Source organism: Bacillus sp. B1-b2 (genome assembly GCF_009183415.1).
In the GTDB taxonomy this organism is placed as follows: Bacteria; Bacillota; Bacilli; order Bacillales; family Cytobacillaceae; genus Niallia.
Genome location: NZ_WEHU01000014.1, coordinates 70,093 through 85,096 on the forward strand (window position 1 = coordinate 70,093; position 15,004 = coordinate 85,096).

The window sequence follows — 15,004 nt, forward strand, 5'->3', positions numbered from 1 at the left end:
TTTTAGCTAAGATTCATAGAGCAGTTTAAATAGAATTCTAAGTCTAAAGAAACAAACTATTAAATAAAAATACGAAAATACGTTTGGAGGAACTTACAGTGTCTATTGAATTTTCAAACCGCATAACGAATATCCCTTTCTCTAGTATTAGAGAGATCTTTGATGAAGCAAATGCCATGCAAAAGCGTGGGATAAACATTACTCATATGGAAATAGGAAGACCTGATTTTGATACACCAGAACATATTAAAATAGCTACGTATGATGCATTAAAACAAGGATATGTTCACTATACTGCAAATAATGGAATACAAGAATTAAGAGAAGCAATTGCAGATAAGTTAAAAAGAGAAAATAAGATTACTGTCGATCCTAATAAAGAAGTAGTTGTATCTGTTGGGTGTAAGGAAGCAATTGTAAGTATGATTCTAGGGTTTATTAACCCTGGTGACGAGGTGTTAATACCTGATCCTGCTTGGCTTGAATATCAATATATTGTTGAACTGGCTGGAGGAGTAGTAGTGTCCATTCCACTTCGTGAAGAGGAGGGCTTTATTCTTAATCCTGATGACATACGAGATAGGTTAACTGGCCGAACGAAAATGCTTATTTTAAATTCTCCGCATAATCCGACTGGAGCTGTGTTACCTGAATCCTATTTGATAGAAATGGCTGAGATCGCTATTAAGCATGATTTATTAGTTCTCTCTGATGAGATTTATGAAAAATTGATCTACGATGGAACGGAACATATCAGTATTGCTTCCTTACCAGGTATGTTTGAGAGAACAATTACAATTAACGGCTTTTCAAAGGCCTATGCAATGGATGGCTGGAGATTAGGCTATGCGGCTGGTCCTGCCAAGTTAATCCAACCAATTATGAAAGTGCATCAATATAACACGTCAAGTGCTACTTCCTTTGCACAATATGGAGCGGTTGCTGCATATATGGGCACACAAGAACCTGTTGTAGAAATGGTAAAAGAGTTTGATCAACGTCGTCAGTTATTAGTGAAAAGATTAAGTGAATTAGAGGATGTTAGCTGTGTTATTCCAAAAGGAGCGTTTTACGTATTTCCTTCCTTTAAAGAAACAGGAATGACTTCTAAAGAATTGGCAACCTTTTTCTTAAGAGAAGCTCAGATTGCGTGTGTTCCAGGATCTGCATTTGGAGAATTTGGTGAGGGGTATATTCGTATGGCCTATTCAACGGAATATAAGCAAATTGACGAGGCGATGGATCGATTAGCAGATGCTCTAAAGAAATTAAAAGTAAAAGGGTAGTTTTAGAGGTGAGTAGAATTGGAGATAAAACCAAAAAGAAAGTTTGATTATCTGCCAATGGGAGAACAGATGGTAATTCTTCAGTTTGAGGATATTTTATCTATAGAAAATAACCAAACTGTTCAATACTATGCCAAAATGATAAAATCTCTCCAGATTAAAGGAGTAAGAGATGTTATTACAGCAATGAGTAATCTAACTATTCTCTATGATCCCATATTAATTAGTTATGAACAATTAACACATGAACTTCAACAAATGGAATTAAAGGATATTAATAGTTCAAAACAAAAAAGTCGAACTGTTCATATACCAGTTGTATTTGATGAACAGTACGGACCAGATTTACCTGAAATAGCTAAGATAACGGGCTACAGTGTTCCAGAGATTATTAACATGATTTGTGCAAAGAGCTATTACGTGTATATGATTGGATTTATTGCTGGTCTTCCTTATATGGGGGATCTAGATGAAAGAATTTCTATTCCGAGAAAGGCTAATCCAAGAATAAAGGTTCCAAAAGGTACGGTTGCTATCGCAAATCGTATGACAGATATTTATACAATGGAATCTCCAGGAGGATGGCATTTAGTTGGTTGGACTCCAATGGAAATCTTTGATGTGACAAATCACCCTCCGAACGTTTTATTAGCAGGAGATTTTGTTAAATATGAACCAATAACTGCAGAGCATGCTAAGAGCTGGAATGCACAAGTACAAAAAGAGTGGGATTCATTATGGAATATATGACATGTATAAAACCAGGTTTATTAACAACCATTCAAGACCTTGGGAGACAATCTTATCAGTCCTTTGGTATTTCGGCATCAGGAGCAATGGATTGTCTATCCTTGAAACTAGCCAATATTATTGTAGGAAATCCCCTGAATTACGCTGCCTTAGAAATAACATTAGTTGGACCAGAGCTAAGCTTCAAGGGAGAAGGGATTATCGCTATTACAGGAGCAGATTTATCGCCAACATTAAATGGGAAACACCTGCAAATGTGGAGAGCTGTCCACATACAAGATGGAGATCTATTAAAATTCGGAGTACCTAAAAGTGGGTGTCGCAGTTATCTTGCCGTTCTTGGTGGTCTAAATGTTCCAGAAATACTGGGAAGTAAGTCTACTTTTATTCGGGGAGCGTATGGAGGAATGGAAGGAAGAGCACTCCAGAAAAATGATGAAATCCCCATTGGTCCAATTGATTCTAATTGGATAAAAGAAGTGAAGAACAGAGGAATACCTGACTTTTATATTCGGAATATTTTTAATAATGAATCTATTAGATTTGTATGGGGACCTCATGATAAGGAGTTTAGAGAAGAATCGAAGACGCAATTTGTAAGTAGTTCCTATCAGGTTACCAATCAATCAGATCGAATGGGCTATCGACTCGAAGGAGAAACGCTGTTACATAAAAAATCTGCAGATATACTTAGCGAATTTGTAGCTCCAGGAACAATTCAAGTCCCTGCTAATGGGAAGCCAATTATTCTAATGGCAGACTGCCAAATGTCAGGTGGCTATATGAAAATTGGCATGGTCATTGGTGCAGATCTTCCTCTAGTAGCTCAAAAGAAACCTGGTGATTTCATTAAATTTCAGCCTGTTTCTATACAAGAAGCTCAAGAAGAATGGAAGAAACAAATGAAATGGTTAGCTATTTTAAGTAAGAATAATACTCATATTAGAAAGAATTAACAACTAGTAAAGAAGGAGGGGTACTTGTGAAGCCAATAATTGATATATGTGCAGATCTTGGAGAAGGATTCGGAAAATACAGTATTACAGATGATGATAGGATATTGGAGATTGTATCATCAGCCAATATTGCTTGTGGTTTTCATGCAGGTGATCCAAGGACAATACAAAAGGCTGTTCAATCAGCAAAAAAGTTTGGGACAGGAATTGGAGCACATCCAGGATTTCCTGATTTAGTTGGCTTTGGAAGAAGAAACATGGATTTAACCTATGAAGAAGTATATACCGATGTACTCTATCAAGTTGGGGCTATATCTGCCTTTACAAAAGCAAACGACGTTAACCTACAGCATATTCTTCCACATGGGCAGCTAGGAAATATGGCTAATGATAGCCCTATTTATGCTGCTGCTATTGCAGAAGCCATTAAAGATTTCGATTCATCTCTTATAGTCATGACACAGCCAGGTTGTTTACTAGAAGCATGTAAAGAAAGAGGGCTGACTACAGCTATTACTATATTTGCAGATCGAGCTTATCATGTAGACGGTTCCCTTGTTTCGCGTAAAGAGCCAAATTCCGTTATAACAGACCCTGAAACAATCCTTACACGTACCTTGAAGATGGTGTTAGAAAAGAAAGTAACAGCTATTACTGGTGAGGAAATGGACATACATGGACACACTTTATTAGTACACGGTGATACAGAAGGATCTTTGCAGCTTATTCATCAAATTAAATCTACCTTATTGGAGAATGGTGTAGAGATTCTTCCTTTAGGAGAATGGATAGAAAAAGAATGAGGTACCTATTGAAGGAAAGCAGATTTTTGTCACACACATTGGATGGTAGGTGAATAGTTCAAATATAAAGGGGGCTAATTAAATGCAAGTAGAAAAATTAGTAAAAGAAAAAACTCAATCAGTTACAAGCCAAAAAGAAAAGCTAACAAGTATAGATTATTTAAAAGCATTAGGTCCTGCAGCTATTGTGGCTGCTGGGATTATTGGACCAGGAAGTGTAACAACTGCATCTGTCACAGGTGCAACTTATGGATATCAAGCTCTCTGGATTGTCGTTCTTTCTTGTGTCTTTGCTTACTTTTATCAAGAGCCCGCCATAAGAATTACTTTGCATAAAAAAGTATCCATCATGGAAGGAGTAAGAAATCATATAGGAAAACCTGCTTCCATATTTCTCTTTATTACCGTTTTAGTTGGAGCTATTGCCTTTCAAGCTGGTAACTTTACTGGTGCTGCAATGGCACTAAATTATTTTCTACCAAACATCTCTCTAACCATGTGGGCTCTATCCATGTCTGTTGTTGCCCTTGCTATTGCATGGATAGGTGTTTATAAAATTTTGGAAAATATTAATATGGCCTTAATTGCCTTAATGATACTAGCATTTGTTCTTACAGCTTTTTCTTCTGGTCCGAATATAGGAAATTTAGTTACAGAAGGATTTTCTTTTCAAATACCTGGTGGAGATTACTGGTTAGTCATTGCCTTACTCGCAACAACAATGCCTCCTAATATTGTTCTAGGATTATCCGCCTTTATGAAAAAGAAGTATACCACAACACAAAATCTATCAGTCTCGAAAGAAATGAAATTATCCTTGTTTGATTTAAGGGTTAACATGGTAGGAACTGGGTTAATAACAATAGCAATTATTATATGTGCAGGTACTGTTATATATGGCCAAGGTATTGAAATTACAAGTGCTGCTGACATGGCAGCTCAATTAACACCATTACTTGGTCGTTATGCAGGTATTCTTTTTGCTCTTGGATTATGGGCTGCAGGATTTTCCTCTGGGTTATATCAAATATCTCTAGCCTGTATGTTAATGAATCAATCTCTTGGTAAGGAAGAAAACTTTAAAGCTACACGAAGCAGAATCGTTATGCTGTTGACAAGTCTTATTCCGATTGGGATTATCATGCTTTTTGATGCAGTTCCAGTTTCTTTAATTGTTACAGCTCAAGCCTTGAATGGATTAGCACTTCCAGTTGTAGCAACATTTATCATTATCCTTTGTAATAAGAAAAGTTTCCTAGGTGAAGCAGTTAATAGTACGAAGCAAAATATAATCTATGGATTCATTTTGTTAGTTGTAAGTGTTCTTGCTTTAAGAGTATTTCTATCATTATTTGGTTTAATTTAATCTGGAGAAAGAAAGGAGATTAGTATGAATAGCGAAATGTTGGAAAAGACACAAGAAGATATTTTGGCAAAAATTAATGAGAGTGAGATTATTACCTTATTGCAGGATTTAGTACGAATTCCAAGTATAAGTGGGAATGAGGCGGAAATCGCCCATTATTTAAATAAAGTATGTTTAGGTTTAGGCTTAGAATCTACCATTGACGCTCACGGGAATGTGATTGCTAGATTAAAAGGTTCAAAGCCAGGACCTCGAATAGCACTTAATAGCCACATGGATACAGTAGGCTATGGAGAGGGATGGACATTCGACCCAATAGGGGGAGAAGTGGTTGGAAATAGAATTTATGGTAGAGGCAGCTGTGATTGTAAATCTAGTATTGCTTCTCAAATTATGGCTGTAAAAGCGCTAATAGAATCCAAAGCGGATCTAGCAGGTGAAATTGCTTTAACTTATGTAGTAAAGGAAGAAGTGCAGGATGCGATGCAAAAAGGTACTGTCAAACTGTTGAATGATGGCTTTCAAGCAGATATGGCAATAAACGGAGAAGCGATTGATATGAATATTGGTCTTGCTGGTGGTGGAATGGCCGAGGTAGAAGTTAAGACAATTGGCAAAAGAGCACATGGAAGTACTCCTTTTGAAGGAGTTAACGCCATTCATTCCATGATGAAAGTAGCACATGAGATATCCCTAATGAAGCCAGGATATCATCCGTTAACAGGTGATGGTTCCATCGTACTAGGTGTTATAGAAGGCGGAGAAAGATCAAGTGTGGTCCCAGATGAATGTACATTAAAAGTTTCTCGTTTTTTAGTTCCAGGTGAAAATGGTGAGGATTTCTACCAGGAAATCTTAGAGATTCTCGATAAGTTATCTGTACAAGATGCACAGTTTAAAGCCACCGCTGAATTGACTTACTCCTCTAAACCGTCACTAGTGGAATCAAATGAGAAAATAGTAGAAAGTATGGTCCATGCATTCCATCTATTAGAATTACCGCCAACTTTCTCCGGTACACCTCAGCATTGTGATGTTGACTATTTAGTGAATCAAGGAAAAATCCCGACCGTTATCTTTGGTCCAGGAAAAATTAAAGTTGGTCACATTCCAGATGAATATGTGGAGATAACAGAAGTAGTAACTGCAGCAAACATATATGCTCTGACTCTCTATGAGCTGTTAAAAGCATAATAATAGTAACAAGCCTTCTATTAGGCTTATAGACATATACTCTTTAAAAAATATAACAAGTCATAGCTTTATGATAGACAAAATATTAGCACGGAGGTCAAAGATGAAAATCTTAATCATGTTAAGAGATGCTTTTTATGAAGCAAATCCACAATTTTTAGAAGATGCCAAACAACTAGGAGAAGTCAAAATATTATATACAGATAATGGAATTGCAAAGGAAGAGTTGAAAAAAGAAGTAAAAGACGTGGATATTATCATTGTTGCAGTAGTCAAAATTAATAGCGAAGTGATAGAAGCAGCCCCTCATTTAAAATACATTATTAAATATGGAGCAGGCTATGACAATATTGATATAGATTATGCACATGAGAAAGGGATTTTGGTTTCCAATGCCCCTGGTGTCAATGCTCAATCTGCCGCTGACCTTGCTTTCGGGTTAATGTTATCAGCTGCTAGAAATATCCCCACAAAAGATAAGGAAATAAAATCTGGACATTGGGAGCTATCGATGGGGAATGAAATTTACCAAAAGAAGCTTGGAATCATAGGATTTGGATCCATTGCTAAAGCAATCGCAAAACGGGCTACAGGATTTGAAATGGATACAGTAGTTTATACTAACTATCCAAATCAACAAGCAGCAGATACATTGAATGTGAGATTTGTAGAAAAAGAAGAACTGTTTCAAACAGCTGACTACATTATTATTGCTACTTCCCTAAATGAAAAAAACAAGCATTTAATAAATATAGAAACATTAAACATCATGAAACCAACAGCTTATATTATAAATATTTCACGTGGTCCACTAATTAACGAAGTAGACTTAGTTCATGCATTAGAGAGTAATAAGATTAGAGGTGCAGCTTTAGATGTGTTTGAGGTAGAGCCACCAATAAATGACTTGCCAAAAAGGAATGAAATTGTTGCGACCCCACACATTGGTGGAGCAACCTTTGAATCAATTAAGAGAATAGGGGATTTATCTATCTCTAATATAAAGAAGCTAATTAATAAGGAAGAACTAGATTACTTGGTTGTTCCTAAGGAGAGAGTGTAATTTCTTGTTAAGTGATTATTGAGTATTTATAAGGTTAATTCTTAAGGAACATGGATGAAATCAACAGCCTTCCAGGATAATGGAGGGCTGTTTATTTGAGGAGAAATTCCCAAATCATGATTATGAAAATAGTAAAAACTCAAATTGACACCGTAAATTTCCTATGATAGACTGATTTTAAAGGATTGTTACCGCTTTATTGTGGGCTATACCTATTATTTTGTTGTAGATAATGAAAATAAAAGAATAGGGACTATCTATGAATGTATGTAAAGTAATTAATAATAATATAGTATTGTCTAGGAATCAAGATAATCAGGAAATTGTCGTTATGGGTAGTGGACTTGGCTTTAAGAAAAAAGTCGGAGATCCAATTGACGAGACGAAAATTGAGAATATCTATCTTAGTTCAAAAGAATGGAATGTTAATAAACTAACTCAGATGCTTTCCTCAATACCTTTGGAGCATATTCAGGTAGCGAATGAAATCATTAGCTTTGCGAAAGTGTCACTTGGGAAGAAACTCAGTGAAAATATCTTCTTAACATTAACAGATCACATTAGCTATGCAATTGAGCGCTTTGAGAATGGCATGGAAATTAAGAATGCTCTTCTTTGGGAAATTAAACGATTTTATAATCATGAGTTCCTGATTGGAAAAGAAGCGTTATCGATTGTGAAAAGCCGACTTGGTGTTGATTTACCAGAAGATGAAGCGGGTTTTATTGCTCTACATATTGTAAATGCAGAGCTTGATATGGGACAAGTGAGTCGCGTTTCTGAAGTGGCAAAGGTTATCCAAAATATCCTGAATATCATAAAGTATCACTTTAAAATTGAATTAGATGAGTATTCGCTGAATTATGAACGATTTATCACTCACTTAAAGTTTTTCTTTCAACGATTATTTAGTGGGGTTAAATTAGATGATGCAGGCACATCAAGTTTCATTTTCATGTTAAAGGAGAAGTATACAAATGAGTATGCTTGTGCATTGAAAATAAGGGAATACATTAAAAAGGAATTTGGAAGAGATCTTGAAGAAGATGAGTTAATTTACTTAACCATACATATAAAAAGAATAACGAATGATTAGGATTGTTACTGTTATGCAGGCTATACCTAAATGAAACCTTAATAATTATTAAGGGATTCATTTAGGTATTTTTTTATTCTTTTTTATCTACAGCAGACATTTCAGGTTTTTAAAAGAATGGAGGACAAAACAATGAACTACCAAGATCTAGCCAAGCTTATCATCGACAAAGTTGGTGGAGAGAAAAATGTGAAAAGTTTGACCCACTGTGCCACAAGATTGCGTTTCAATTTAAAGGATGATCAGAATACAGACGAACAATCATTAAAAAATACTTCTGGAATAATGGGAGTAGTAAACAAAGGTGGACAATACCAAGTTATTATTGGAAGTGATGTCGGAAATGTTTACAAAGAGATTGTTAAGCAAACGAACATATCTAGTGAAAGAGAAGAAGAAAAGACAGAAGACAAACGTTCTACTTTCGCAAAAGTAATTGATGTTATTACAGGGATCTTCACTCCAATCCTTCCAGCTATAACAGCTGCAGGGATGCTTAAAGCAGTTCTATCTCTATTAGTTGTATTTAAAGTTTTAACAACAGAAAGTCAAAGCTATCAAATTATGAATTTTATGGCAGATGCGGCTTTCTACTTTTTACCGATTTTACTAGCAGCATCTTCTGCACAGAAATTTAAAGCAAATATGTTTTTAGCAATGATGGTTGGAGGAATATTGTTACATCCTAATTTCGCGGCTATGGTGACTGCTGCTAAAGAAAGTGGAGCAGCTATTCAACTATTTGGGCTACCTATTTCAGCAGTATCCTATTCTTCTTCAGTTATACCAATTATTCTTTCTGTCTGGTTTATGTCTTATGTAGAACCACTTGCAGACAAAGTATCACCTAAAGCAATCAAATTCTTTAGTAAACCATTGATTACTATTTTTATAGTAGGAACAGTTAGTTTAGTAGTATTAGGTCCTATTGGTTACATGATTAGTGATGCTATCTCCAACGGAATAACTGCATTAGAATCTGTAAGTCCATGGATTGTGCCTTTATTGGTTGGTACATTTACGCCATTATTAGTGGCAACAGGTACTCATTATGGTCTTGTTCCTATTGGAATTAACAATCGTATGACGACAGGATATGATACAGTTATTTATCCAGGAATGCTTGCTTCCAATGTCAGCCAAGGTGCTGCTGCTATTGGTGTTGGTATCAAAACGAAAGATAGTTCGGTAAAACAATTAGCTTTTTCCGCGGGATTAACAGGATTATTTGGTATTACAGAACCAGCTCTATACGGGGTCAACTTACGATATAAAACACCATTATATGCTGCAATGATTGGTGGGGCAGCTGGTGGACTATTTATGGGTATTTTTAGAACAAGAAACTTTTCTGGAGGTTCACCAGGTCTATTAACATTACCAAGTTATATAGGAGACAATACATTAAGTTTCTTCTATTATGCTTGTATTGGGGCAGCAATTAGTATTATCGTAACATTTATTGCAACGTTGATTTTATATAAAGATCCAGTAGCTGAAGAAACTTCTGAAAATGTGTCGAGTGATTCAACAACAACGAAAAATACAAAAGTGAATTTTAGTGGAGCAAGTATCATATCACCATTGCAAGGAACTCTACACAATTTAAAACAAGTAGATGACGGGATGTTTTCCGAGGAAATACTAGGACAAGGTGTAGCAATCGAACCATCTGAGGGCAAGGTTGTTTCACCAGTCAATGGAACCATAAGTGCAGTGTTTGACTCGAAACACGCCATTGGAATTACTAGTGACGATGGTATTGAACTATTAATACATGTTGGAATTGATACGGTTCAACTAAATGGTGAAGGGTATGAGTATTCTGTTGAAAAAGATCAGAAAGTGCAAATTGGAGATAAATTGATTGAGTTTGATTTAAAAGGAATTAAAGCAAAAGGGTTTAAAACCATTACTCCAGTTGTTATAACAAATTCAGCTGAATTAGGAGATATACTAATAGCAAATGAAGGTGCCATTACATTTAGTGAAGAAATAATTAAGGTGATGAAATAGGAGGGAATGAATCATGGGATTTAGAAAAGATTTTTTATGGGGCGGAGCAACCGCGGCAAATCAATGTGAAGGTGGATTTGATCAAGGTGGAAGAGGTCTAGCAAATGTAGATTTGATTCCAATTGGACCAGATCGTAGAAGCATCATTACAGGTAAAAAGAAAATGTATAACTTTGAAGAAGGATATTTTTATCCAGCAAAAGAAGCTATTGATATGTATCATCATTTTAAAGAAGATATTGCTTTATTTGGTGAAATGGGATATAAAACCTATCGATTATCCATTGCTTGGAGCCGTATTTTTCCTAAAGGAGATGAAACGGAGCCGAATGAAGAAGGCTTAAAGTTCTATGAAGATCTATTTAAAGAATGTCATAAATATGGAATCGAACCTTTAGTAACCATCACTCACTTTGATTGTCCAATGTATCTGATTGAGCAGTATGGTGGTTGGCGCAATCGTATCATGATTGATTTTTATAAACGTTTATGTAATGTATTATTTACTCGTTATAAAGGACTAGTAAAATACTGGTTAACTTTCAATGAAATCAATATGATCCTTCATGCGCCATTCCTTGGTGCAGGTCTATGCTTTGAAGAAGGAGAAAATGAAGAGCAAGTAAAATATCAAGCAGCACATCATGAGCTTGTAGCAAGTGCTGAAGCGACAAAAATTGCACATGAAATAGATCCTGAAAACAAAGTGGGATGCATGTTAGCAGCAGCTAGTTATTACCCTTATAGTTGCCGACCAGAAGATGTATGGGAAGCAAGGAAAAATGACAGAGGAAACTATTTCTTTATAGATGTACAGTCAAAAGGTGCCTATCCAGCTTATGCTCTAAAAGATTTGGCTAGGAAGAATATTGAAATTGAAATGACACAAGATGATTTAGAGGTTCTAAAAAATCATACAGTTGATTTCATTTCGTTCTCTTATTATGCATCTCGAGTGGCAGCTGCAGAAGATTCTAATGTGGAAAAAACGGCAGGTAATTTGTTTCCGACAATTAAGAACCCGTACCTACAAGCAAGCGAATGGGGATGGCAGATTGATCCATTAGGTCTACGTATTACAATGAATGACTTATATGATCGTTATGAGAAACCTTTATTTATTGTTGAGAATGGTCTAGGTGCAATGGATATTCCAGATGAAAATGGCTATGTGGAAGATGATTATCGCATTGAATATTTAGCAGCACATATACAAGCGATGAAAGATGCAGTGGATGAAGATGGTGTGGATCTTCTTGGCTATACTTCATGGGGATGTATTGATTTAGTATCTGCAGGTACAGGTGAAATGAAGAAACGTTATGGTTATATCTATGTAGACCGTGACAATGAAGGAAACGGTACATTAAAAAGATCGAAGAAGAAGTCTTTTCATTGGTATAAGAAGGTTATTGCTTCTAATGGGGAAGATTTGACGAATTAATAAGTTTAATAGTAAATTCGTTTTACCTCTAATTTAGCTGACTCAAAAAGGTGATTTTGCTGCTTTTTGAGTCAGCTATTTTTTTACTTTTTTAATAGCTTCTTTATTTCAAATGTATAACCCCTCTCTTCAAAATACCTTCTGAATCTATATTGATTAGTAAGTGTATAATTTGGAGGTATTACTTCCCTTGGCATATTTGTGAAATAAATGATGGACTCCCCATTTTTTAATTCAGTTGTATATTTGGTCTCATTCACGTTTCTTCTCCTCCTTCTGTTAAAAAATCCTACTATATTTCTATTATACAAAAAGCGTAAATGGAATAGATTTACGATATTCAAAAAAGGTAGTTAGGGCTATTATCTCTTCATTTTTTGAATTGTCTTAAATGCTTCGTAATAAAGAAAATGTGCTTTTTTCGTAGACAAAAGGGTGATGCAAATATTTCCCTTTGTTCTAATAATTGCTAAAAGGATAAAAGCTATTCCATTAAGTAAGTACTTTTAATATTTTATTAGAAAAATTTACCGGTATTTTGATAAAAAATGTAAAATATAGATGAACTTGGCAGTTAAGGAGAAAAAGTAGTTAACTAAAAGTAAACATATAAATACAGAACTGCTACAATGTCGAGATTTTATAAGAAATTCATCTTAGGAGTGAACTGTTAGTGAGTGAAGCAATTGGAAGAAGATTATTAGCGTTAAAGGAAATATTCCTACGTGATACAGATGAACATAATCAATTATCCATAAAAGGATTAATAGAGAAATTAAAATTAGAAATTCCTGATTGTACGGCTGATAGTAAAACGGTAAAAAGATATATTCAAACATTGCAGTCAAGTGGATTCGAGATAATTGAAAATGTTGAAAAGTATGGAGAGATTTATTATAGTCACCAAGATAGACTATTTGAAAACTATCAATTAAGGCTACTTATTGATCCTATTCTATCCGCGCGCTTTATTACAGAAGAGGAAAAAAAGAATGTCGTTATGAATCTAAAAAAACTAACAAGTCAACACATGGCTAAAAAGCTGCCAGACCCAATAGTCTACCATCAATCTATTAACCATGACTATCCAACAATTAAACTACATATTGATAAAATACATGATGCTATTTCTGAAAGTAAAATCATTTCTTTTCAATATGGTGATTTTGATATTGACAAGAAATTTCAACTACGTCATCAAGCAAGATACTATCAAATTAAACCAATTGCTTTAATTTGGGAGTCTGATTTTTATTATCTTATCGGAGAAGATACGGAAAAGAGTGCTGAGGATAATCCTCGTAATTATCGTCTTGATCGAATGCGTAATGTGATTATTACAGGCATTGACTTTAAAGAAAAACGACAAGACATAAGCACTTATGTACATAACTCTTTCCACATGTTTGGTGGGGAAGATCAATGGATCACTTTGCAATTTACATTAAATCAAATGGTCTTAAACGGTGTTATTGATAAATTTGGAATAGATGCAGATATCCGAAAGGGAGAGAATAATACATTTATTTTAAAGGCAAAAGCTAAACAAAGTACAGGATTAAAAGCATGGATTTTAGGTTGGGGTAGTCATGTGAAAGTAGTCTCGCCACAATCTTTAGTGACGGAGATTAATCAGGAAATTAAAAAAATGGTAGATTCCTATAAACAATAGGTAGAGGTGCTGTAAGATGAAGCGAATAGTGAATAATAGTGACTATAGTCTGAGTAAATATACGGAGTTACCTCCTGAAGATATCGATTTTATTATAACCTTTCTAAGACATTACGGGGACTTTAAGGAAATTCAAAGAGAAAAAGGAATGCTCTACCCTGCTGTTAAGAATAGAATCTCGGAGGTACTTCAAAAATTAGGGATAGAAGAAAGTGATAAGGTAGTATTCGCAGATTTGAATACCTCATTAATTCTTGCAAGGATTGAAGATAATGATAGTCCGATAGTTGCTAGAATAAAGGAAAAGCTAAATGAATGTGGTGGAAAAGCAACCATTAAATTATTGCGTGGAGATGATTGTGATATTTGGTTTAGTTCTAATGGAAGAGGGTTAATTTCACCAAAGATTCCACCAGCAAATCAATTAGTCTGGGAAGTATTTGATGCAGCAGTAGAGGTAGTACTTCATAACGGTGGGAAGGCTTTGAAAGGGAATGCTCGATCAGGGGCAAAACTTGGAATAGATTTACCATTAAATTCGGTAGAAGGGTATATTGCCCAAAAAGTTCATGGAGTAAAGATAGGAGAAACAGCTTTTGGTCCAGGATTTGTCATTGCGGCAGTACTAGATTGGGTAGGTATTTGTAGTAATGAACGAGGCTATTTATCTATTAAACCTGACTTCCATTTACATCCTGAAAATTGGTAAGCTTAATAGATATATGGGTCATAAAGAACCTAATAAATAATCCAATGTAAAAAATGCTTTTTTAGCCAAATTCTGATTTATACAAAGGGGGTATCCCATTCTTGGTACACTATCTTCTATAGGTATGACAAATATGGGATACCCTATTCTATATAATGATAGAGGTAGACAGATACATAATTATAGAATAGTGGCAGAAAAGACAATTACATTCGGAGGTTTAAACAAAAATGTCAAATTATCTTGAAACAGAATATGAATATAGTTTTCTTGAAGAACATCTACCTAGTTTTATGAAACAGATGGAATTATTTACACAAGAATTAAAACGTTGTAATGACTTAAAAGAATCTAATCTATTGAAAATTGTGGCAGATGAATTGGCTCGCTATGATTATCAAATGGCTCAAGTACTTGATGTATACTCCCAACAGAGAAGAGAAATGATTGATAATTTTTGCACGGAATGTAATAAGGAGAAAGTTTTAGAGGTTGTAGGTAGGAGCACAAAGTTTATCAAAGCAATTTGCCCTGATTGTGGAGAGAGATTTGATTTAATTAGATGATAATTAATAGGAAAATGGCTTGTTAATCTGCAGGAAATTGGAAAACTATCATGTCCATCCCATTCAGTAGAATGATTTTTAAA

General features: G+C 35.0%; 14 protein-coding genes. 13 read left to right on the plus strand and 1 reads right to left on the minus strand.

All coding sequences use genetic code 11. The annotated features are described in order from the left end of the window. Nucleotides 1-98: 98 nt before the first annotated feature. From F9279_RS14585 to F9279_RS14630, 10 genes are all read left to right on the plus strand, one after another. On the plus strand, nucleotides 99-1,286 hold the full coding sequence (locus F9279_RS14585; RefSeq protein ID WP_226793547.1) for a pyridoxal phosphate-dependent aminotransferase: 1,188 nt from the start codon (nucleotides 99-101) through the stop codon (nucleotides 1,284-1,286). Nucleotides 1,287-1,304: 18 nt separating this feature from the next. After that, entirely contained in the window at nucleotides 1,305-2,036 is a 732-nt protein-coding gene (pxpB, locus tag F9279_RS14590; protein WP_226793550.1) for a 5-oxoprolinase subunit PxpB, read from the plus strand. Continuing rightward, nucleotides 2,033-2,992 (plus strand): biotin-dependent carboxyltransferase family protein, encoded by a 960-nt coding sequence (locus tag F9279_RS14595; RefSeq protein ID WP_319020766.1) that lies wholly within the window; start codon nucleotides 2,033-2,035, stop codon nucleotides 2,990-2,992. The genes pxpB and F9279_RS14595 overlap by 4 nt, the downstream gene beginning before the upstream one ends. 26 nt (nucleotides 2,993-3,018) lie before the next feature. Further along, complete coding sequence (locus F9279_RS14600; RefSeq protein WP_152114276.1) at nucleotides 3,019-3,795, plus strand: LamB/YcsF family protein; 777 nt, start codon at nucleotides 3,019-3,021, stop codon at nucleotides 3,793-3,795. Between the two features lie 82 nt (nucleotides 3,796-3,877). Further along, complete coding sequence (locus F9279_RS14605; protein WP_152114278.1) at nucleotides 3,878-5,161, plus strand: Nramp family divalent metal transporter; 1,284 nt, start codon at nucleotides 3,878-3,880, stop codon at nucleotides 5,159-5,161. A 24-nt stretch (nucleotides 5,162-5,185) separates the two neighbouring features. Further along, nucleotides 5,186-6,355: a M20 family metallopeptidase gene (locus F9279_RS14610; RefSeq protein ID WP_152114280.1), complete on the plus strand. Its 1,170-nt coding sequence runs from the start codon at nucleotides 5,186-5,188 to the stop codon at nucleotides 6,353-6,355. Nucleotides 6,356-6,458: 103 nt separating this feature from the next. Continuing rightward, nucleotides 6,459-7,418 (plus strand): phosphoglycerate dehydrogenase, encoded by a 960-nt coding sequence (locus tag F9279_RS14615; RefSeq protein ID WP_152114282.1) that lies wholly within the window; start codon nucleotides 6,459-6,461, stop codon nucleotides 7,416-7,418. Nucleotides 7,419-7,677: 259 nt separating this feature from the next. Next, the gene (gene licT / locus F9279_RS14620) at nucleotides 7,678-8,514 is read left to right on the plus strand and encodes a BglG family transcription antiterminator LicT (RefSeq protein ID WP_152114284.1); all 837 of its coding nucleotides are present in this window, start codon (nucleotides 7,678-7,680) and stop codon (nucleotides 8,512-8,514) included. Nucleotides 8,515-8,646: 132 nt separating this feature from the next. Continuing rightward, complete coding sequence (locus F9279_RS14625; protein WP_152114286.1) at nucleotides 8,647-10,530, plus strand: beta-glucoside-specific PTS transporter subunit IIABC; 1,884 nt, start codon at nucleotides 8,647-8,649, stop codon at nucleotides 10,528-10,530. A 13-nt stretch (nucleotides 10,531-10,543) separates the two neighbouring features. Further along, on the plus strand, nucleotides 10,544-11,974 hold the full coding sequence (locus tag F9279_RS14630) for a 6-phospho-beta-glucosidase (RefSeq protein WP_152114288.1): 1,431 nt from the start codon (nucleotides 10,544-10,546) through the stop codon (nucleotides 11,972-11,974). Nucleotides 11,975-12,057: 83 nt separating this feature from the next. Here F9279_RS14630 and F9279_RS25230 read toward each other — a convergent pair whose 3' ends face one another. Next, complete coding sequence (locus F9279_RS25230; protein ID WP_193224587.1) at nucleotides 12,058-12,234, minus strand: hypothetical protein; 177 nt, start codon at nucleotides 12,232-12,234, stop codon at nucleotides 12,058-12,060. 413 nt (nucleotides 12,235-12,647) lie between these two features. On the opposite strand from F9279_RS25230, the gene F9279_RS14635 reads away from it, so the two are divergent. The 3 genes from F9279_RS14635 (at nucleotide 12,648) to F9279_RS14645 (ending at nucleotide 14,921) form a co-directional block, all read left to right on the plus strand. Further along, on the plus strand, nucleotides 12,648-13,646 hold the full coding sequence (locus tag F9279_RS14635) for a helix-turn-helix transcriptional regulator (RefSeq protein ID WP_152114290.1): 999 nt from the start codon (nucleotides 12,648-12,650) through the stop codon (nucleotides 13,644-13,646). Between the two features lie 16 nt (nucleotides 13,647-13,662). After that, on the plus strand, nucleotides 13,663-14,355 hold the full coding sequence (locus F9279_RS14640; RefSeq protein WP_152114292.1) for a DUF2089 family protein: 693 nt from the start codon (nucleotides 13,663-13,665) through the stop codon (nucleotides 14,353-14,355). 230 nt (nucleotides 14,356-14,585) lie between these two features. After that, the gene (locus tag F9279_RS14645) at nucleotides 14,586-14,921 is read left to right on the plus strand and encodes a hypothetical protein (protein ID WP_152114294.1); all 336 of its coding nucleotides are present in this window, start codon (nucleotides 14,586-14,588) and stop codon (nucleotides 14,919-14,921) included. Nucleotides 14,922-15,004 lie beyond the last annotated feature (83 nt).